A 21,780-nucleotide genomic window follows, 5' to 3' on the forward strand; every position below is an offset into this window, starting at 1 on the left:
TCGTAAAGGCCGGGCATGATTCCGAAGGATCTGACTGAGCCGTAGATTATGTGACTAATTTACCCAGGATCCGCAAATGGTTGTTTTAGGGCGCAATCCAAGGTCGCTTAGCCCTGGCACCCGTCAATGGCCCAACGGCGCAGATTGACCTTCAGCCCGCCGCCGAACGGATGCTGTTTGGCCACGTTGCCTGCTGCCGGACGTTTGACATAGGTCTGCGCCTGTTCGCACAGCGCGTCAGCGGTCCATTGGTGGCAGTTCGAACAGTTCTGGTTCTTCCACAGTTCATCCGGCAGCCCCTCGATGGGCGGGAATTGCGGTGAGCCTGCGACCAGCTCTTCAATCGTTTTGCCGCGCACATGCGAGTTTCCGAAGGTCAGGACCGACTGCATCGTCACCGCAGCCGAGGCGTCGATGGTGCCGGTGGTCTGGGTGTCGGGGGCCTTCACGTTGGGTTCGGCCTTGCGGGTCATTGTCTCGCCCTGCAACTGCAGCGCCGCCAGCCGTTCGATGGCCTGATCCGAAAACGCGCCGTCCGGGAAGCTGTGCAAATAGACCTCGTAGGAATGAATCGAATCGTCCACCTGCGCCAGTTCGAACATCAAACGGTCAGTTTCATTGGCATCGGCCACTTCGGGCTTTGCCTCGGGGGTCGGAGGCGTCAGGGCGGTGCCGAAGGATTCGGCCAGAACAACCTGCAACAGATCGCTGGCCTTATCGGCGTGGACGCTTTCGGGAAAGCTGCGCATGAACAGCATGATCTGCACCGGATCGCGCGAGTTCACGGCCTGCTGCCACTGTTCCTCTTCGCTTTGCAGAGATTGAACGATCTGGGTTTCAGTCTCCAGCGAAAACGCGAAGTCCTGCGTCAGGGACGAGGTATCCCACGGCGTCTGCAAGCCGCGCGTCTGGTCCAGAACCTCGACCCGGACCTTCTTGAATAGCTGCTCAATCGCCATGCCGGGCGTTTCGATATGTTTGGCCAGGCTCAGGGTAAAGGGACTGTTGCCCGTCTCACCATCCAGCGCGACACCGCCGGGATCGGTCGCATAGGCCAGAAAGGTGCCGGTGGGCGCCTTCATCTCGGCCAGACCATTGTCGTCCATATCGGCCAGATCTTCGAACGGGTTATTCCGGCAAGCGTCCAGAATCACGATGTTTGTCTTGTTGTTGGCCGAGGCCATCTGATGCAGGACCGAGCGCGCCTCGACCGCCATCAGGTCCAGATCCGCCGGGTCGTCCAGCGACACATCCACCGGCAGCAGATAGTTCGACCCGAAGGACTGCACGCCATGGCCTGCGTAATAAAACAGACCGACCGCATCCTCACCACCGCGCCGCAGATCGCGCCCGAACTGGGAAATGGCGCGCTTCATTTCGATCTGATTGCTGTCGGACAGATGCCGGACCTCGAACCCCAGCCCTTCCAGCTTTTCGGCGATCAGACGCGCGTCATTGACCGGGTTGTCCAGCGCAGAGACCGAACCATAGGCGGAATTGCCGACCACCAGCGCAATGCGCGGCTCGGCCACGGCATGCGCCGCCCACATCATCGCGAAGATCGCAATCAGTATTCTGCACAGTCCAAGCACGTCTGGTTCCTTGATCCTAATCTTCGGCCCTTGCCCGTGATCCCCGGGCATCATTTGACCCGGAAATCCCTTACAAACCTTTTTGGGCTTTCTTATGGCCACGCCCTGCCATATCCCGAAAAAGGTATCAAGAATAGGAAGAGGTTCACACATGCCGCATTCAACCCTGATGCGACTCGTTTCTGCGATAGCCGGGGTGCTGATCGCACAATCCGCGTGGGCACAAAACGTGGATCCGTTCGAACACGGCTGGAAACTGGATGCCGCAGCCTCGGAACTGCAATTCCTGTCGGTGAAAAAGAACTCGGTCGCCGAAAATTCCGGGTTTGCCACATTGTCGGGCGTGATCGGCCCGGATGGGGCGGCGGATATCCGGGTGCAGATGGACAGTGTCGATACCAAGATCGACCTGCGCAACGTGCGGATGCGGTTTCTGTTTTTCGAGACCTTCAACTTCCCCGAGGCCGTGATCACCGCCCAATTGCCGCCCGAACAACTGGTCGATCTGCATCAGTCCCGCCACAAGATCATCGACCTGCCCTATCGGCTGACCCTGCATGGCGTGACCAAGGACAGCGTGGCGCAGGTGGCGATCACTTTGGTCGATAATGACCGGGTGGCGGTGGCGAACACGACGCCGATTGCCATCGCCCTGCCCGATTTCAATCTGGAAGAAGGCCGTGGCAAGCTGCAAGAGGCTGCTGGCGTCGATATCCTGCCCTTTGGTTTTGTCAGCTTTGGCTTTGTCTTCGACCGCGCCAAGGCGGGCACACCGCCGCAACTGGAACTTGTGTCGGCCACGCCGGGTGCGGCCGCGCTGGAAACCAAGGGCGATTTGGACCGCACCGCCTGTGAGGGCCGGATGGAAATCCTGACGCGCACCGGCAATATCTATTTCAACTCGGGCAGTGCGCGGCTGAAAACTGACTCGATCCCGCTGTTGACCAACCTCTATGACATCGTGGATCGCTGCCCCGAGCTGAAAATCGAAATCGGCGGTCATACGGACAGTGACGGATCGGATGCGGACAACCTGGCCCTCAGCGAGCGTCGCGCCCGTGCGGTGAACACCTACCTTGTCGAAAAAGGCATCGCGCCCGAACGTCTGGTGACAGTGGGTTATGGCGAAACCCGTCCCGTGGTCTCGAATGACACGGCAGAGGGCAAACGCCGCAACCGCCGGATCGAGTTTGTTCCGGTGAACTGATCCCGCCCTTGCCGGGCGGGGCTTGGCGCTTAGTTCGCGGCCAGAATGACCGGGTCGAACCCGCCACTGCGCCATTGGCGCAGGGCCTCGACAAAGTTCGGCCCCGGTACGCCGTCAATAGTGCTGTTGTAGTAGCCGGCGGTCTGCAGGAATTTCTGCACCTCCATCAGCGTGTCGCGCGACCACTGGTCCGAGGCGAGCGAGAGCTGATCGAGGATCGCGCCGTTATCCTCAGCCGCACCGCGCAGCAGCATGCGCGCGGCCTCCTGCGGATCGCGCGGGATGCCGCGTCCTTCGTCCAGCAGAATGGCGGCGGCCAGATAGCCCTGATATTCGCCATTCTGGGCCGCCTTCTGGAAATAACCAAGCGCCTGCGCAGGCACGCCCGCCACCCCGTCCTGCGCCAGAACGCCCAGATTGAAAGTAGCCTTGGCCGAACCTCCGTCAGCGGCCTGCTGCAACAGGGCAATGGCGCGCGCCTCGTCCTTGGGAACGATCTGGCCTTCGAACAGGGTGACAGCCAGATTGATCATCGCATCGAAACTGCCCCCGGCGGCGGCCTGTTCATACAGGTCCAGCGCACGGGTCATGTCCTGCGGCACGCCGGTGCCGCTTTCATGCAGTTGCGCCAGCGAGACCATGGCCCGCAAGTCGCCCTCATCCGCGGCTTGCTTATACAGGGTCACGGCCCGGTCAACATCCCCGGCGGCAATCGTGGCCCGCGCCAGCAGGGCGACGTAATGCGACAACTCCGGGGATTGCGCGGCAGCGGCGCTGCATGCCTGAATCGCGGTCAGGGCGTTTTCCTGCAAGCGGGTGAAGGGCACGCCGGGAATGCTGGCGGTGCGGTCCCTTGGGTGGGTCGCCAGACGCTCGCAAATCCCGCCCGGCGTGCTGTCTTCGGGGCGCGGCACCGACGCGATCAACCGTCGCGCCTGATCGACATGGACACCATCGGGGTATTGCTCAAGGTAGAATTCCAGCAAAGGCCGCATCCGGCTGCGTTGGGCCAGTTTCCACAGACGCTCGGCCTGTTCATCCTCTTCCTCGACCGACAGCGCGCGGGTCTGTGGCCCCGCCTGCCCGGCCCGGTCCAGAAAGGCCACAACCTCATTCACATGCGCGCCTTGCGGGTAGCGGTCGACATACAGCTGCATCAGCGACGGCTCCTGCGAATTCGCCGCCACCTGCCACAACAGCGTCTCTTCCGAGGCTGTTACGGGGCTGTTGTCAAAACGGAATTGCCGTGTCAGCGACGAGTTATCCCACGGAATCTGCCGCCCGCCGGTCGAGGTCAGGACATCCTTGCGGACCGAGATCAGCAGGTCCGAGATATCCTGTCCCGGCGTATAGATATGGCTCAGCAGCGCCTCGGTGAAGAAACTGTTCCGACCTGTGCCGTCATAGGCCACGTTGTCGGGCTGGGTGGCGTAGGCGAACAGGAAATCCGCTGCGCTGCCGACGCGGGCCAGACCGTTATCGACGCTGATCCCGGCATCCTCGAACGGGTTGTCGCGGCAGGCATCCAGAAAGACCAGGCGAATACCGTCGGACCGTTCCATCCGGGTCACGAATTCTTCCATCGCAACGGTCTGTTCAGGGATGTCCGCCGCGCTGGTCAGGTTGGCATCGACCGGAACCAGATAGTTCCGCCCCCCCACCTGAAACCCGTGCCCGGCATAGAAAAACAGCGAAACATCCGAATCCGCCGCTGTCGCGCCATAGGATTCCGCCAGCGACAGCATCTCATCCCGTGTCAGGTCCATCCCCAGAAACACGTCAAACCCCAACCCTTCCAGCGCAAGGGTCAGGTCCGAGGCATCGTTGATCGGGTTGTCCAGCGGGCTGACAGACGCATAGTCCGAATTGCCGATCACAAGGGCCACGCGTTTATCGGCCAGCGCCATGCAGGCACTGATCAGCGTCACCAGAAAGGCCGCACAAAGACGGATCACGAACATAGGCTATGCCTCCGAAGGATTACAGACCGATGGCGCGGCTCAGGCCGATTTCGGCTTGTCCAACGGCCGCCACAATCGACTCTACCTGCTGGTTCTGGACGCTGACAAGTTCCGGATCGGTCGCTCGTATCAATGTGATCGCCTTGCGAATTTCGCGCTGCGCCTGACGGATCTGGCGGCGGGCTTCCTGCACTGCTTCACGACGGATCGCCGAGCGCTCTTCGGCGGTGGTTGCAAGTGCCAGACGGCGGTTGGCGTCATTGCCGGCTTCGCGAATACCGGCGCTGGCGCCGCGAATAATGTCGCCCACGGATTCCAGCCCGGGCGGCAGACCGCTGACAATCGCATCCAGATCCGAGGCGTAATCGTCCATCGCCTCGGCCAGACAGGCAAGATAGGCGCTGACATCGGCCCCTTGCGAGGCACAGGCCGACAGCGTGGCGTCAAAATCCTGCGAGGCGTTGTCGACGGTACCAAGCGCGGTTTCCGCCTCGGTGACGGTGGTTGTGACCGTGCCACCGCTGCCACCGCTGGTAATTGTCGTGTCCACCGTCGGCGTGATCTTGATCGTCGGCGTCGGCGGGATGGTGACAATGGTGGTTCCGCCCCCGATCACAGCCGTACCGGGCAAGGCCGCCACCGTATAGACCTGCCCCCCGGAACTGGTCAGCGACGAGGTGTTCAGCGTAAAGGTCGTGGTCCCGGGCGACGTGCTGGCGAAGGTCGGCGATCCAAAGATCGGCGATGTGTTCAGACTGTCCGAAGCCGGGCCAAAGCGATAAACCGACGGGCCGCCTGCCACGGTACCGGTAGCCGATGCGCTGCCGGTTTGCCCCTGCGCCACGACCAGCGGGTTGGGGATGGCAAAGACCACCGGCGACGTGGTGTAGTTCGCCGGGTTCGTGCTGCCGGTGCCCGGTGCCCAGACATTGGCAAAATCCCAGCCCTGTGCCGAGGCGCGGTTGTAGAAGCTTTGGGTATTTTGCAACTGCGCGGTGGTCAGGCCCGTGCCCCCGGCGCTGGAACTTTGACCTGAGGTCTGGGTGTTCCAGAAGGACGCGCTGACCGACCCGGAATTGCTGCCGACCAACCCGCCAAACGTCGGGGTGTTTATTCCTGAAAAACCAAGACTACCGGTTGAGTACGTGCGGTTAATCGTTCCGCCGACATTCCTGCCGACCAACCCGCCCAATGTCGCTGTAAAGGTCTGCACATCTGTCAGATTGACGCCAAATACATCCGAGGTTGAGTAAGAATCGGTAATCGAGCCCGAGTTCACCCCGACCAGTCCCCCCATAGCATGTCCGCCGGCGGTTGTGCCCAGAACCGCACCCGAGCTGTTGGACCGGATGATCGAGCCCGAGTTGTCTCCGACAAGACCGCCCGCAACAACAAAGTCTGATTCAATTGTAAAGACACTCACAGAGGCAGTAGAAAAGCTGTCGATGATGGTCCCGGTATTGAACCCGGCAATACCGCCTGCCTCAAAATCGGTGCTGGTATAGCTGCCGGACACCATGACGCCGGAAATCGTGCCGTTGTTTGATCCCGCCAGAATGCCGCCCTCGGCCGAGGTGACATCGGCATTGGTAACGCTCAGGTTGCGAACGGTGCCGTTCAGATCACCAAAAATGCCACCAAAGGCAAATGCATCGTCGATGAACAGGCTATCAATCGCAAATCGGTTGCCGTCGAGCGTGCCGTCGAAGTCCATCGGCTCAAACCCTCGCGTCCAGCTTGAGGTCACCGAAGCGTCAATATTGTTTGCCAGCTCAAAGTTCTGACTGGATCCACCCAGCCCCTGCAATCCGTAAATATCGGTCAGCCGGTACGGGTTGCCAGCCGTCCCTGCCCCGCCAAGAACCCGCAGGAACGTGCCGCCGGATTCGATGGTGAAATCTGCGGCAAAGAAGGATGGCAGGGTGCTGGAAATTTGCTGCCACGATCCGTTCAGCAAGGTGAATGCGCCCACATTCACGATGCCCCCTGCCCCGGTGGTGATCGTGCCCACTGCATCGATGATCAAGCCACCATTTGTGGTGATCGCGCCGTTCAGGACGACGTTGTTGTCCGCAAGCAGCGTCAGATCGAAACCGGACGTCCAGTCGATATCCGCGTTGATCGTGATGTTGCCGACATCCGGGCCCGTCCCGGACGTATCCAGCGTCACGTCTCCATTCGCAAGGTTTGCCTCAAGCGTTGCTACGTCGATGGTGCCGGGAACCGTGATGTTCGTCGGGTCCAGCAACAGGTGTCCGACCGTTCCCTTTGGTGCGCGCAGATCGGCAAGCCCGCGATAGACCAGATCCTGCTTGCCCGACACTTCGGCAAAACCGCCATTGCCGCCCTGCGCCCCACCACGGGCCGAGATATTGCCGTGGAACTCGGTCAGAACGTCCGACCAGATGATGATCTCACCGCCATTGCCGCGGTTGCCGCCGTCCGAGATGATCCGGGTGTCGCCATCCACATAGGTCGAATGGGCCGTCTGCAATCCAGCGCCGCCCTGATAGTTTCCGCCGACGCGAATGTTGCCGCCCTCGCCATTACCTGACCCGCTGGCCTTAAGCGTCGCACCACGCAGTGCAATCGCCTCACCCGTGATGGTGATCGATCCGCCATCCTGACCGCGCGCCACCGGGCGGGGCGAACTGGCCACAAGGGTCTTGGCCGAGGTATCGATGCGACCGCTGACCTCAACCGCGCCGCCGCTGCCGCCCAGCACCACCGCGCCGGACACACCGCCGACCGTGCGCGCCTCGATCACGCCGGACATGTTGATCACCTGCCGCGCCGCATTGCGCGCGCTTGCTGCCTTGAGGTGGACGATCCCGCCATCCGCCTCGATCCGGCCCGAGTTGGACACCAGCGCCTCCATCGAGGCATCGTCGCTGTTCGACGGCACCGCAACCTGCAGGAATCCGTCGCCCGACACGTCCAGAGTGACCTTTTCACCGGCCCCAAGACCCACCTTGCCCAAAGGCACACGGATCAGGCCCGAATTGGACACTTTGCCCCCAATCAGCGCCGCATAGCCGCCGGGCACGACCGAGATCGTTCCGGCATTCTCGACCGCAACCGAGTTGCCGTTGCCCTTGTACCGGTAACGTCCGTTGAGGAAGTCGTCATCCGAGATATTCAGGGTCGAGGCCACAAAGCCCGCCGTGTTCACATGCCCGTTCGGACCGATGAAAATGCCATTCGGATTGACCAAATGCACCTGACCGTTGGCGTTCAGTTGTCCGTGGATCTGACTGGTGGTGTCGCCCGTGACCCGGTTCAGGATCACGCTGTTCTTGCCCGGTTGGTTGATATTGACGGTCGAACCCTTGCCAATAGAGAACCCGTTCCAGTTCACGATGGCCGCGCCACTGTTCTGGTTAATGTTCAGTTGAGTGCCGTTGGGCTGGGTGATGACCACATTCCCGGCAGCCACCGTCCCGCCATTGGGCAGCGATTGCGCCAGCGCGGTGGTGCCCCAAAGAAGGGCCGAGGCCGAGGCCAGTGCAAAAAGCCCGTGTTTCATAGCTGTCGCGCCGTCAGAACCGGCGGCTTGCAACAATGCTGAAGCGGTTTCCGTCTTCCCCCAGATCATCACGTTCACCTCTCCCATATTCAACTCGTACCGATCCGGACCGATAGACCGAATCCTCAATCGTAAACACGTCAAAACCGACGCCGTAAGAATAAGCCGTTGTTGTGCTTTGCTCAAAAAATGTGGGTTGTTCCACCCCAAGTTCACCATATGCGCCAAATACGTATGGTTTGAAAATAAACGGAAAATCGGCAACCTGAACCTGTTGCGAACGGCCAACCTCACCGCGCAGCACCCAACCATCATCGCCGCGCAGCTCGCCCGCGTCAAATGTGGACAGCTCGTTGCTGCTGGCAATGCTGAATTGTTCCGAGGTCACCAACGGGTCGCCAAAGCTGGTCTGGACGCGGCCATTGACGTTCACCGACCAGTTTGCGTTCAGCGGGCGCTGATACTGCGCCGACAGCACCAGCTTGGTAAATTCGGCACTGGCCCCCTGCCGCGACAAGGGCGTATCGCCCGGCCCGACCGAGGCGCTGGCCCCAAAGGCATCCAGTCCGCGCGACAGCACGGCCCCGGCGGTCAGGAAACCGCCATTGGTCTGGTTCCAGCTGGCATCTACAGTCGCCCGCAGCACGCTGAGATCATCGTCATAAATCGGCAGGTTCAGCGAGCCCACCAGCAAATCCTGTGAATCGCTGACCCGGTCGAAGATCAGTTGCGAAGATACATTCAGTTTCCGCGTCCGGATCCACGGGTAATACAGCCGCAGCGACAGACGCTGGAACGTGCTTTCATTGGGCAGAAAATCCGAGTCCGGCTGCGCCACGCTGGATGTGACCTCGGCATTGAAGGTCAGCCCGTCATAGCCGATCGGGAACACGGCCCCCGCCGCGGCGATGCGATATTCCGGATCGCTGGAAAAGAACCGGGTCGGAGAGCCGCCGAGGTTGAAATAGAAGGTCTCGCCCATTTCCAGCGCGCCATTGACCTCAAGCCCCAGGCTCAGGTTCACCGGGCCCAGTTGATCCGACAGGGTGTTATCGAACCCGTAAGAGCCGGTGATCTGCTTGAACTGGCCATCCAGCGTCAGCACCGTGCCGCCCCGCGCGTCGCCCGCCGACAGGGTCGAGGCCAGACGGATGCCAAACGTATCCCCCGCCAGCAGCAGGGCGCGTTCGATCTGTTGCAGCTTGATGCCACGCTTGCCGATCAGCGGCTTGGTGATCTCAACCACCCGCGCGCGGGCCTGTTCGGGCACTTTCTCGGCGTCGATCCGTTCGATGAACCCGTCGATCACCACGATGCGCAGGGTGCCACCATCGCGCAGGGTCTGCTGCGGCAACACAACCCGGCTGAGGACAAAGCCCGCATTGGTATACGCGCCTTCCAACTGGTTGGTGGCGGCAAAAATCTCGGACACTGCAACGCGTTTGCCCGTCAGCCGTTCGACAAAACCGGCATTTGCGGCCTCCATCTGCGGCAAGGCCCCTTCAATCCGGACGCTGCCGACGGTGACAAACAGCCGGTCGGCCCCTTCGGGCGCCGGTGCGCCGGGATCGCGCGCAACCGTAACCGGCCCGGTCCCACGCTGATTCTGCGGCTGAAATGTCGAGGGCGCAAGGTTCGACGCGCTTTGTGCCAGTGCCGTCTCTGCCGCGCCGAAAACACATAGCGCAGCAAGGGCTGCCAGACACACAAACTGTCGGACCCACATCATATTAAAGGTAACCTTTACGCATTTTCCGACCTGCCCCACGCTGTCGTCTGCAAATAGCAAATCCCAATCAGGGGACCAAAGCAAGGTTGAACTCAAACTTCTCTGGCCACCGTTGAAATTGCCCCACAACCTGAACACAGTTATCCGGCACCCGTCTGTGTCTGACTTCACAATGTGCCGATTTTATTATCGTTTTTTCGAATTCAGAGCAGCCCGGCCTCAACCCATTCTTCGATCTTGTTGCGGCTGACCTCAAAATGCATCGAATCCTCGCGCCCCCAGGCAGCCCCCCAGACCCAGCCTTCATCGCGGAAGAAATCGGCCAAAATGGTCAGACCCAGCTGGGTTTTTCCATCGCCCAGCGTGTCCAGAACCCCGTCGATGTTCAGATCGACCGCCAAACCGTAAGCATGCGCCGACGCGGATGAGGTCGCCCCGCGAATGCGCCGCACACACAGCGACCCGGCAGTGTTGATACGGTCATACAGGTCCGGGTCCGTGCGCTGAATATTCTCGAACACATTGCGCAGGGAATCGACAGCCGGTTTCAGCATCCGCACCCGCACGGGGCCTACCTCTTCCAGCACCAGCAGATCTTCCAGTCGCGGGTTGGTCATCGACTGGCACTCATCCGTCAGATCCTCGCGCGGCAGGCCGAACGTGTCGCGCAGGAAGGACGAATTTGCCAGCTCCAGCCCCTTGTTCACGTTGTTGCGGTTGGCGATCAGCACGACCTGCGCGTAAGCGTCGATGATGTCGTTCGGGCTGGACCGGTCAAACCCGTAATCATCAGCGGCCGAATTGTCCTGCGGCACAACGGCCGAGTTGTTTTGCGATCGCGACAGCTCCAGCGACAGGCGTTCGATCTGGTCGCGCATATCCTCGACCTGCTGGCTTAGCATTTCGATCTCGATCCGGGCGCCCGAATCGATGGCGGGGCCTTCGAAATTCTCCTCAAGCGGGACAATCAAAGGGAAAACATACCAGATGATCGGGGCCAGGATGATGGCCACACCCAGAATTATCGCTGGAACGATGCGCATGTCTTTGGATTTTCCTATTTCCGCCGTCTTCTCACCCGAACCTAGAAGCCACCCGTCGGGATGTCACGTCATTGCACCAAAATGAACGTCAGAAGTGTGACTTTCTTCATTGTCGGTTGTCGGGCGCAGGGGTACTCTTTGCGTGAAACAGGTAAGGAATAGGTATATGTCCACGTTTTTTTCGCTGAAATTCATCGGGGCCACGGCTTTTGCCGCCCTGTGCACCACGCAGATCGCGCTGGCGCAATCCAATGATCTGACAGCCGACGAAATCACCGACGCGTTCAACAAGCAAAAGACACGCGGGCTGGTGATCGTGCCCTCGACCGGCGATGACGCCGCAGCAACCGATGATGCCGATACCACCGTCGCTGCCGCGCCGACAGAATACCAGCCGGTTGCCGCCGAAGATCAGGTGAATATCCAGGTCCGGTTCGACTTTGCCTCGGCCGCGCTGCGCGATGATGAAAAGCCCAAGCTGGCCGCCCTGTGCGAGGCGATGAAGGGCGTTGACGTCAACGTCTTCCAGATCATCGGCCACACCGACAGTGCCGGTTCCGCCGAATACAACCAGAACCTGTCGCTGCTGCGCGCCAAAGAGGTCAAGCGTTTCCTCGTCGGCGATTGCGGCATTGCCGATGAACGCCTCGAAGTGCTAGGCGTGGGTGAGGCGGAACCGCTGAACAAGGACAATCCGCGCGCCGATGAAAACCGTCGCGTCGAATTCCAAGCCCTCGGCTGATCGCCACACCACCTGACTAACAAGACTGAGGGCAGTATGACTGAATCCCGCGCAGGCGACCTGTTTCAGCCGGGCGATCTGGTGAACAATACCTATCGGATCGAAGCCATCCTTGGGCGGGGCGGTACTTCTGACGTCTATCGGGCCCGCTCGGAAATTTCCGGGCGGCTTGCCGCGCTGAAGGTGCTGAAGGCCGAGTTTTCCAGCAATGACGACTATCTTGTCCTTCTGACGCGCGAGGAAGAGATCCGCGACATCCGCCACGATGCGGTTGTCCGCTATTCCGAAAACAACCGCACCGCCGATGGCCATGTCTATCTGGTGATGGATTATGTCGATGGTCCGGGTCTGGACCAGAAGCTGCGCGAAGCGCCGATGCCCGCCGGTGACGTTCTGACCGTGTGCAAACGGGTGTGTGAGGGGCTGGAGGCCGCTCATGCCCGCAACATCGTCCACCGCGATCTGAGCCCCGACAACATCATCCTGCGCGACGGCGACCCGGCGCAGGCGGTGATCATCGATTTCGGCATCGCCAAAGACACCAATCCCGGCGCGGAAACCATCGTCGGTGGCGAGTTCGCCGGGAAATACGCCTATGCCGCGCCCGAACAACTGTCGGGCAAGACCGACCAGCGCACCGACATCTATTCGCTGGGCGCGCTGCTGCTGGCCAATTTCCGCGGCCAGAAGGCCGATGCGGGTCGCAACCTGCTGGAAGTGGTCGAAAACAAGAAAGAGCCTTTGGATACCGAAGGCGTGCCCGAGCCGCTGAAATCGATCCTCGACAAGATGACGGCTCCGAACCCGGATGATCGGTACCAAACAGCCGGAGAAGTCCTGCGCGCCCTGGCCACGGCCCGCAATGGCGCGCCCGCACCGGCAACGGATGATCTTGACGACGCCACGGTGATCAAACCGCGCGGCGAGGCGGTCGCACCGGCCCCCGCCCCAAAACCGACCCCCGCCTCGGCCCCAAAGGCCGAAGTTGCAACTCCGAAACCGGTACAGGTGGACGAACCGACAAAATCTCGCGGCTGGCTGGTCGCGGTGTTTGGCGTGCTTGCCGTCGCAGGCGTCGGCGCGGGCGGGTATTTCGGCGGGGTCTTCGACGGGTTGACCGGACCTCAATATCCCGTTGCCGCGCCCTATACTCTGGTCGCCGACAAGCGCGATGGCCTGCCGCCGCGCGCCGTTGGCTTTGTGCCCTCGGAAACCGTGCGCGACGCGATGACCGGCGAGATCACCGGCGAAGGGGGCGAGGTTGATCTGACGCTGGCCTCGGGCGACATCTCGGACAGCTGGGGCACCGCTGTGGTCGATGTGATCGACGCTGCCATGCCGCTGGACGAATGGCGGCTGGTGGTTGAGGGCAATCAGGCCCGCCTGACCGGACAAACCACCGATCAGGCGCTGCATGCGCAGTTGGAACAGCTCTATTCCGCCGGTCTGCCCGCCGGGTTGCAGGGGTCGGCCGAAATCGAACTGGAATCCCTGTTCCTGTCCCCCGATGAGGTCCGCCCGATCCTGTCAGGCATGGCCGATTGTGGCGCCCTGACGCTGGTCGACGTGCCAACCGCCGGATATGGCCCGGAAACTCCTATCGAAGTCAGCGGCACCCTGGCCTCGCGCGACAGTCTCGTGGGTCTGGACACCGCCCTGACCGCGCTGGCCGGACCGCGCCCCATCGATCTGGATCGGGTGGCGCTGCTGAACCCGACCCTGTGTCTGATCGAGAACTTCCTGCCCTCGGCCCCGACCAGCGATATCTCGATCGCCTTCTACAACGGCGAGCAGAACAACGCCCCCAATCCGACCGGCGATTTCATCGTCGGCCAGAACCCGGTGATCGATGTGGACCTTCCGGATGATGTGCAGGACGGCTATCTGTCGGTGTCTGTGCTGGATGTTTCAGGCAATGTGTTCCACCTGCTGCCCAACGTCATCCGCCCGGACAATTCGATTGCCGCGTTGCGCGACGGGGATTCCGGGCCGATGTCCGTACGGGTGGCCTATTCCATCCCCGAAAGCCAGGACAACGGCGGTATTGCCTTTCAGGTCGATGACAGCGCCTTGGGCAAAAGCAAGGTGATCGTGCTGCACACCGACAATCAGCTGTTCAACACGATGCGCCCAACCACCGAGTCCGCTGCCGGTTACGCCGAGGCGCTGCGCGAACAGGACCGCAATGTCGAGACGCAGATCCTGTCTCTGGACAGCCGCATCCTGACGACCTTGGAGCAGTAGGCCGCGTCATGCCCTGTTTCTGCAAATCCAATGCCGCAATGCTGCCCGGTCTGAACGCAACGGCCAACCTGTCGGTGCAGGCGGTGCCGCCGCAGATGATGAAACTGTTATCGCTGCTGGGCCTGCAGGGCACAGCCAGCGGACAGGCGCGCGCGGACCTCAAGCTGAACGCCATGTTGCCCGCGATGACGCCGGACATATACCTCAGGGCGACGATGAACGCGAAGGCACCCAACATCGCCCTGCCCGCGATCCTTCCGCCCGGTGGCGGTGGAGCGATTTCGCTGATGATGAAACTGGCGGCGACCGGTTTCCCCTTGGCGGACCCGCGCGCCCTGCTGGCCGAAATCCAGCAAGCGGTGCTGAGCCTTGCCGCAAATGTCATGCCGCAGGCGCAGGCCATGCCCAAGATCCCCGGCCCGCAAATGCAGAACATCACGCTGGCCGCCAAGATGACCTTGGCGCTGCGGGCACAAGGTATCTGCCCTATGGCGCTGGCCGGGCTTGATTATTCCTTTGAATCGGAAATGGAACTGGGCGAGGCCGGAAGCTCTCGTGGGACCTGCTCGGCGGCGCTGAACTTTGCCGCCTCGCTGCCCCGGATCACGCTGCCGCCCTTTGCGCTGCCACTGCCCAAGCTCAATCTGGCCAAGGAACTGGCGCTGCTGGCCCCGGCGGCAACCGCGCCGGGCGATCTGGGCCTGCCGGCCTTCTCGGACCCGAATCTGATGAAGGCGCTGATGGGCCAGTTGGCCGCCCTGTCCACGGTGCCAATCCCCAACCTGCCAATCTCGCTGGACGAGTTGCGGGCGCTGGCGGATCAATTGTCGGACCTGGCGACAATCCAAGAGGCATTCGGCCCCGACGCCCTGACGCCCGCTGGCGTGGCCCGGATCAATGCGATGCTCAGCTATGTGGCCCGGTTGAATATTCCCGTACCGCTGGACGCGCAGGCGCTGCAAATGCAACTGGACGCCCTGCCCAAGATCGACGACATCACCCAAGGCGCACAGGCGGCGCAAAGCGGCGCGGTGAACATGGCCATGTCCATGAGCGTTCAGGCCCCGCCCATGCCTGTGCTTCCAACCCTGCAATCCCTTGCGAAAATGGCAAAATCCCTGCCCGGTCTGCCGCTGGGGCCATGCAACGCCTGCAATTTCGACATTGGCGCGATCAAAGACAGCATCGCGGGGATGCAACTGCCCTCGCCGCCGCCGATCCCGGCGTTGCCATCTGTATTCTAGAGAATATCCACCACCACAACGGTGATATTGTCGGCCCCGCCACCATCCAGGGCCACCTGCACAAGCTGGTCCGAGACCGTCTCGATCGGCATTTCCGACAGCGCTTTTTGCAGCATCGCGAAAGTCGCGTATTTGCTGAGGCCGTCCGAGCAGATCAGGAACCGGTCGCCCGGCTGAACCTCGCCCCGGACCTTGTCCAGCTCCAGCTCCTCACCGACGCCAACCGCGCGGGTGATGGCGTTGGATTGCGGGTGTTGCTCGGCCTCATCCCAGGTCATCTGCCCGGCCAGAACCAGCTCGGCCACGACGGAATGATCTGAACTGAGCATCTGGATCTCGCCCCCGCGCAGCAGGTAAATCCGGCTGTCACCGGCCCAAAGCCCGACGAAATGCCCATTGGCCAGCATCAGGCAGGCCACCGTGGTTCCGATGGTGCCGCCCCCGCGCGCCGCCGCTTCCTGCCGGATCACTGCATGGGCCCGGGTCAGCGCGTCGCGCAAAGCGCCCAACCGATCCGACGGGGCCAGACCGGGTTGGATCGAGGCCACCATGTCGGCCACCAGACGGCTGGCATAGTCACCGGCCTCATGCCCGCCCATGCCATCGGCCACCAGCCACAGGCTTTCCTCGGGCAGGGCCAGCACTGAATCTTCGTTGACTTTGCGCTTGTGACCGACATGGCTGCGTGCACTGTACCGAACGCGGTGACTTGAATTCATATTGGTCTTGCCTCGGTCCACAATGCGGCGTGAAGGTTGAACAAGCCTTGCATGTTTGCCAGTGCCGGTAAACCTTCGCAGACCATCATCCGCGGGACGCCACCGATTTCCGTGCTCCAAATGCTGGGAGTGCGATATCTTTGCGACATCAATCCGGCGGCAAGATCGGGCAGCACGCTGTCTGCGGCCTCGCCCCGTGTCAGAACCATGGTGCTTTCATACCCGCGGATCGGCGCCGTTGGTTGCTGCACCGGCACTGTCAGTTCGGCCAGGCTGCCAGCCAGCTTGTCGCGTGTCATGTCATCTTCAAGCGCGGCCAAAGCGATGTCTTCCAACTGGCGAAAGGTCTGATCCGTGCGGAAATGGGTCAGGATCGCCGATCCCTCGTTCGAGACCGGGGCCACCAGCGTCAGCGGAAACCGCCGCCCGACACGGTCTACCGACGGCATCAGCACACCCAGCATCTTCTGCGGCCCGCTCAAGCCCGGCGACAGGCAAAACCGCCAGATCGGCGCAGACATGTAATGCGCATCCCACGCGTCGCCCATCACCTGCGAAACCGCTAGCATGCTGCGCTGAATCCATTCGTCCCATGGCTGCACAAAAGCGGGTGAGACCCCAAGCCGGAAGAAATCCCCGACCGAGGGCATCTTGCCAAATGCGCCGAACCCGTCCGCTGGCATCAGAACGACTTTGGACAGCTGAAGTTCTGCAACGCCGGCAGCGCAAACGGGTTGATCACCGAGCCCGATTGCAGCTGAAAGATCGCGATCCGGCCACCGACGTTAAAGATCACCTTCTTGCGGTCCGACACATTGGTCCGCCGCACCTCGGCTGCGTCCAGCAACCTAAACCACGCCCATGGGCCGTCCTTGGACAACACGCTTTCGATATTGCGCTTTTCCGGCTCGAAGCTGACGCGCGCCAGCCCGACCGACCCCGGCCATGTCACCGCCAGGGGCGAGGGCAGCCCGCCGCGATGGCGGAATTCCAGCGACTGGCCATCAATCTCAAGTTTGACGCCCTTGGCCTTGGGATCCAGCGCTTCGGGCATGATCTGGAACTGAATCTGCGGCTGCGGGCCACCGGCAAAGAACGCCTCTTTGATCTCGGCGGCGTTCTGGAATTGGGTCAGAACCGCCTGACTAATGCCCAGATCGGCCTCGTTCACACCCGATTTCCACGACCATGGCCGCGTGCGCATATCCACATGCTTGGCCAGATTCTCGTTGAAGAAGTTGTCGATCAGACCTTGCGGGCCAAACAGCTTGCCAAAATCGCCCATCGCCACATCAGCACCGGACCGGCGATTGAACGGATAGCGATCCGTCACCACCTGCTCGCAGAACGGCAGAACCGAGGCCTGCCAGCGCGCGTTGATCGACGACCGTGTGCTGTCCGAGGTGATCCCCGAGGACCCATCGATGATCTGCACCGCCCAACGTTCCATCGGGCCGGGAATGCGCGCGGCCTCTTGCTGGAACTGCTGCAGCGCCTGACCGGTCTGCCCGTCCGAGACGCCGCTGAAGGACATCTTGTTCAACTCCTGATAGACACCGGTCAGCGACCCCATCAGCAGATCAAGCTGCGAGGGCTGGCCCTCTTGCTGATCGACCAGATCATGCAGCCAGCTAAAGCGATCCTCGACATATTGTCCCGGCGCCGCCACAGGCTCGGTCACGCTCGCACCGCTGGTTTTGGCCAGTGCTTCCAGCAGAATCTGCGTCTGGACCGAGGTGGCCGATTGCAGCTCCAGGCTGGCGGCGTCCGACAGCCCCTCGCTCAGAGCATCCGTGTCCCCCAGAACCGAGCGGGTCTCGGTCAGCTTGGTCTCGTCCGAGATCGAGTTCAGCACATTCACAATCGGCGAGGTCGGGCCGGACAGCACATTGGTCACCTCAACCGCGTGGCTCAGGCTTTCCATGGGCACAATATCGATATCGCCCAGCATCGCGTCATAGCGCGCGATATAGTCGTTATAATACAGGTCCAGCACGTCCCGGCTGAGCGCGGCCAGCGCCTGTTCGGTCTGTTCCGCCTCGCCGCGCGGACCCAGAACCCAGCTTTCCTTTTGCACCCGTTTGGCGACGCCGACGGCCTCGCCCACGAAGACGTTGTTGAACCCGTTATAGGTAAAGATGCCTTCAATACCGTCATTCAACGGCTTGCCAGAGGACCGCACCAGAACCCGGCCCACGGCAGGGCCGCCAACCTCGGTAATACGCCATTCGGGCAGCGCGGTGGCGGCGGGGCTGGAGATGATGCCGTTATAAACCCGCTGCGCCAGCGGTAATTCGGACAGGATGCCCTGAATCTGCTCGACCATCGGACCGTTCAAGGCAACCTCGCGCATCGGCTGGCTCAGCAACGCGTCCAGATGGTCATTCAGATCGGCCCGGAACTCTTCCCGCGCCGGACCGGGGAACGAGACCGTCCAGTCGATATTCATCCATTCCTTGACCAGATCCTGGTTCATCGGGCCTTGCAAGCCCAGCATCAGATAGACCTTGAGCGCCTCATACAGCACATCCGCGTTGTTGATATTGGCGCTCATCTGCTCTTCCAGACGCAGCAGCAGACGCGGCAGGAAGCGCTGGTTCAATGCGGCGCGATAGGTCTGCGCCGCCTGAGTGCCGATGACATCGCCCTGATACAGGCCATAGGTCAGGCGCGTTTCGGGGTCCGGATCGGACAGGGTCGGGTTGGCCGGCAGATCGCGCAGCGTGTTCAGCGCCTGCACCACCGGCACCAGATCGGTATCCCCCACCGGGCTGGGCGGCAGGGTCGCGGCGGCGGCCTGATAGGCGGACACACCCTTTTGCGCCTCGGCAATCAGGTCGGAATTGCCCATGAAGCTGCGCACCAGCAACGCACCAACGGTCGCGGCGGCCACAACCGTCGCCGCCATCGAGGCCCATTTGGTGATCTTATAACGCCGCTCGACCTTGTCATCGGCACTGACCAGACCGGCCTCGCGGAAAATCACCTGATCGAACAGGCGGGTCAGGAAATAGGACCGACCCGAGCCCTGCCCGGACCCGATCGCCTGACGCCCGATCCCGAAGGTGCGCGCCATGCCCAGCATCAGCCGGTCAATCGGCGTGCCTTCCTGCGTGCCAGAGGTGAAATAGACCCCGCGCAGCATGTGACGATGCTGATAACGGCTGTCCTGGAACACTTCGGTCAGGAACTCATGCGCCACCTTGCGGACCGAGGCGACCTGCATTGGGAAGCCCGCAATCAGCGCGCGGCGCTGTGGGTCGGTTTCCGTCTGCATCCGCTCAAGCGATTGCGCGTTCAGGCGGCCCAGAAGCTGGGCAAACTCGTCATCGAATGCCGCGACCGGAGATTGCTCGGATTTCGACTTGTCCAGCGGCAAGGTAAAGCCCCAGACCTGCTCGCGGTCTTCCTTACCCAGATTGTCGTGGAACTCGGCAAAGCCTGCGATCAGGTCGGCCTTGGTGAACAGGATGTAGACCGGGAAACGCACACCCAGCTTTTCGCGCAACTCCTCAAGGCGGCGGCGCACGGCTTTGGCGTGTTCTTTCTGCGTGATCTCGTCCTGCAAAGACAGATCGGACAGGGAAATCGCAATCATCGCGCCGTTTATGGGCTGGCGTTTGCGGTACTTTTTCAGCAGATTCAGGAACCCGATCCAGGCGGCATTGTCGACCTCGGCATCGCTTTCCTGCGTGGTATAACGCCCGGCGGTGTCGATCAGCACCGCGTTTTCCGTGAACCACCAATCGCAATTACGCGTGCCACCGACCCCGCCAACGGCGGTCTTGCCCAGCTCATCGGCCAGCGGGAAGTTCAGGCCCGAGTTCACGATGGCCGTGGTCTTGCCCGCACCCGGCGGGCCGATCATCACGTACCACGGCAACTCGTTCAGATGCCGCCGCCCGTTCTTGGACTTGCGCAGCGCCGCCATCGCGGTTTTCAGCTTACCGCGCAGCTCGGCAATCTCGCTGTCGATCATGTCGCCGCCATCGGCGACGGATTCCGTGATCTCTTCGGTCAGCTTCTTTTCACGCCTGCGCCGGATAAAGAATATGGTCAGCCCGATGATCAGGAAGATCAGATAGATGACGCCACACCAGATCAGGCGCGTGCCCGTACCGTCCAGCGGACGCCACTCGTCGGACCCGATCAGCGGGCCAAAATAGAACAGGCTGAATGACAGCACCGTGGCCGTGAAGAACAGCACGGTGTAGATCGACAAGAACACGTATCTCAGAATTCGGCGGAAATACATCAGTTCTCCTCCTGAACCAGCAGGACTTCGATCCGGCGATTGGTCGCGCGGCCTTCACGGGTTGAGTTATCGGCGATGGGCTCGCTGTCGGCCCGGCCTTCGGCGCTCAGGCGGTCCGGGTTGCCCATCTCAACCGCCATCTGGTTCATCACTGATTTCGCCCGCGCCAGCGACAGCGCTAGGTTTGACGGGAACCGGGACGAGCGGATCGGCACATTGTCCGAATGCCCCGCCACAATGACCGAGCCGGGTTCTTCATTCAGGGCCACAGCCACCCGACGCACCGGTTCGCGGAACTTGTCCTGCAAATGGTCCGAGCCCGAGCCGAACATGCCCGAGCCTTTGATGCGGATGATCAGCGTGTTGCCCTTTTCAAAAACCTCGACCAGCCCTTCGTCGATCTCGGGCTGCAGGAAGGCCACCACCTTCTCGACCTGCGGCTGCGCCTGCGGGGGTGGAGGCGGCGGAGGCGGTGCGCGGCGCTGCAATTCAGCCACCGGACCTGCATCGATCACCGACATCTGACCCACCAGGTTTTCGGTCTTGTTCGACAGCAGGAAGGACAGCCCGCCAAACTCGATCATCAACAGCAAGGCGGTGACGCCGACGGCGATCCAGACCGGTTTCCACATGCTGAGCGCGCGATAGGGTTTGTCGACCCCTTCCCAATGCGGGGACAGATCACGCTCAATCGCACCGCGCTGGCCGCGGATGATACGGGCCAGGCCCTGCCGGATTTGCAAATGCTTGTCCGAGCCACCCTGTTCGACGCGCAACCGCCCCTCGAACCCCAGCGACAGGCACATATAGACGAATTCCAGCAACTCGATATTGTTGGCCGGATCCTGTTCCAGACGGGCCAGAAGGTCATAGAAGCGATCGCCGCCCACGGTTTCGCGGTGGAACGTGCCGACCAGAGACTGCGTGGCCCAACTGGATTGTCCGCCCCAGGGCGTGTTCAGCACCACATCGTCCAGCGTCGCACACAACGCATAGCGCGCCACCTTGACGGTCTGGGCCGCGATACCCGCCTGTAGGGCGGCGTTTTCAAACGACCGCACCTCGGCCACGACGCTTTGGCGCAGCTTGTCGGGGTCCATATGCTGGGCGCGGTTGCGGATGCGGCTGATCAGAGAAAACAGCGGTGCAGCACACGCATTCAGCCTGTTCATGCCGGTGGTCGCTACCTCTTCGCCGCCGCCCGGCGCGGGCCGCGATTGCTGAGGCTGTGCCGGGGGCACGCCATAGCCAGCCCCTGCGGGCGCAGCAGCAGGTTCCGGCGCAAGCGACGGCTGCGGGATCTGCATCGGGTCCGGATACCCCGCCGGTTGCTGAGGCGCAGCAGGCTGTTGCGGCGCACCGCCTGCCTGACGCCGCCCGCCCGGATTGGGTCGGATCACCGTCTTGTCGGTATCGTCCGGTTCGGCGAAAGGATCTTTGTCGGACATCGTTTGACCTGTTTCCTCAAGGCTTCCACGTCACAAGTGTGACCCACTTGGGAAGCCCTATCAAATTGTT

13 protein-coding genes are annotated in these 21,780 nt (G+C 61.7%); 4 read left to right on the plus strand and 9 right to left on the minus strand.

Going from position 1 to position 21,780, the window contains the following annotated elements; genetic code table 11:
- Nucleotides 1-107: 107 nt before the first annotated feature.
- Complete coding sequence (locus ACR0MO_RS07330) at nucleotides 108-1,592, minus strand: caspase family protein (protein ID WP_480890458.1); 1,485 nt, start codon at nucleotides 1,590-1,592, stop codon at nucleotides 108-110.
- 151 nt (nucleotides 1,593-1,743) lie between these two features.
- Between ACR0MO_RS07330 and ACR0MO_RS07335 the strand changes: the two genes are divergently transcribed.
- Nucleotides 1,744-2,799: an OmpA family protein gene (locus tag ACR0MO_RS07335; RefSeq protein ID WP_480890461.1), complete on the plus strand. Its 1,056-nt coding sequence runs from the start codon at nucleotides 1,744-1,746 to the stop codon at nucleotides 2,797-2,799.
- Nucleotides 2,800-2,828: 29 nt separating this feature from the next.
- On the opposite strand, the gene ACR0MO_RS07340 is transcribed toward ACR0MO_RS07335, so the two are convergent.
- From ACR0MO_RS07340 to ACR0MO_RS07355, 4 genes are all read right to left on the minus strand, one after another.
- On the minus strand, nucleotides 2,829-4,760 hold the full coding sequence (locus ACR0MO_RS07340) for a caspase family protein (RefSeq protein ID WP_480890464.1): 1,932 nt from the start codon (nucleotides 4,758-4,760) through the stop codon (nucleotides 2,829-2,831).
- Nucleotides 4,761-4,779: 19 nt separating this feature from the next.
- On the minus strand, nucleotides 4,780-8,355 hold the full coding sequence (locus ACR0MO_RS07345; RefSeq protein ID WP_480890467.1) for a two-partner secretion domain-containing protein: 3,576 nt from the start codon (nucleotides 8,353-8,355) through the stop codon (nucleotides 4,780-4,782).
- The gene (locus ACR0MO_RS07350) at nucleotides 8,300-10,015 is read right to left on the minus strand and encodes a ShlB/FhaC/HecB family hemolysin secretion/activation protein (RefSeq protein ID WP_480890470.1); all 1,716 of its coding nucleotides are present in this window, start codon (nucleotides 10,013-10,015) and stop codon (nucleotides 8,300-8,302) included. The genes ACR0MO_RS07345 and ACR0MO_RS07350 overlap by 56 nt, the downstream gene beginning before the upstream one ends.
- 203 nt (nucleotides 10,016-10,218) lie before the next feature.
- Nucleotides 10,219-11,058, minus strand: coding sequence for a M15 family metallopeptidase (locus ACR0MO_RS07355; RefSeq protein ID WP_480873408.1), 840 nt, complete (start codon nucleotides 11,056-11,058; stop codon nucleotides 10,219-10,221).
- 166 nt (nucleotides 11,059-11,224) lie between these two features.
- Between ACR0MO_RS07355 and ACR0MO_RS07360 the strand changes: the two genes are divergently transcribed.
- Genes ACR0MO_RS07360 through ACR0MO_RS07370 form a run of 3 tightly spaced genes read left to right on the plus strand, consistent with a single transcriptional unit; the run spans nucleotide 11,225 to nucleotide 15,288 of the window.
- Entirely contained in the window at nucleotides 11,225-11,800 is a 576-nt protein-coding gene (locus ACR0MO_RS07360) for an OmpA family protein (protein WP_170622542.1), read from the plus strand.
- 36 nt (nucleotides 11,801-11,836) lie between these two features.
- A complete protein-coding gene (locus tag ACR0MO_RS07365) occupies nucleotides 11,837-14,044 on the plus strand; it encodes a protein kinase domain-containing protein (RefSeq protein ID WP_480890473.1) in 2,208 nt (735 codons plus the stop codon).
- Between the two features lie 8 nt (nucleotides 14,045-14,052).
- The gene (locus tag ACR0MO_RS07370; RefSeq protein WP_480890475.1) at nucleotides 14,053-15,288 is read left to right on the plus strand and encodes a hypothetical protein; all 1,236 of its coding nucleotides are present in this window, start codon (nucleotides 14,053-14,055) and stop codon (nucleotides 15,286-15,288) included.
- Here ACR0MO_RS07370 and ACR0MO_RS07375 read toward each other — a convergent pair.
- From ACR0MO_RS07375 to icmH, 4 genes are read right to left on the minus strand one after another with little or no spacing between them, the layout of a single operon-like run.
- On the minus strand, nucleotides 15,285-16,007 hold the full coding sequence (locus ACR0MO_RS07375) for a protein phosphatase 2C domain-containing protein (protein ID WP_170622539.1): 723 nt from the start codon (nucleotides 16,005-16,007) through the stop codon (nucleotides 15,285-15,287). The two genes, ACR0MO_RS07370 and ACR0MO_RS07375, sit on opposite strands and share 4 nt — an antisense overlap.
- A complete protein-coding gene (gene tagF / locus ACR0MO_RS07380; RefSeq protein WP_170622538.1) occupies nucleotides 16,004-16,690 on the minus strand; it encodes a type VI secretion system-associated protein TagF in 687 nt (228 codons plus the stop codon). Before tagF ends, ACR0MO_RS07375 begins: the two co-directional genes overlap by 4 nt.
- A complete protein-coding gene (tssM, locus tag ACR0MO_RS07385; RefSeq protein ID WP_170622537.1) occupies nucleotides 16,690-20,262 on the minus strand; it encodes a type VI secretion system membrane subunit TssM in 3,573 nt (1,190 codons plus the stop codon). The genes tagF and tssM overlap by 1 nt, the downstream gene beginning before the upstream one ends.
- The gene (icmH, locus tag ACR0MO_RS07390) at nucleotides 20,262-21,710 is read right to left on the minus strand and encodes a type IVB secretion system protein IcmH/DotU (RefSeq protein WP_170622536.1); all 1,449 of its coding nucleotides are present in this window, start codon (nucleotides 21,708-21,710) and stop codon (nucleotides 20,262-20,264) included. Before icmH ends, tssM begins: the two co-directional genes overlap by 1 nt.
- Between the last annotated feature and the right edge of the window lie 70 nt (nucleotides 21,711-21,780).

The organism is Ruegeria sp. K5, assembly GCF_056531805.1.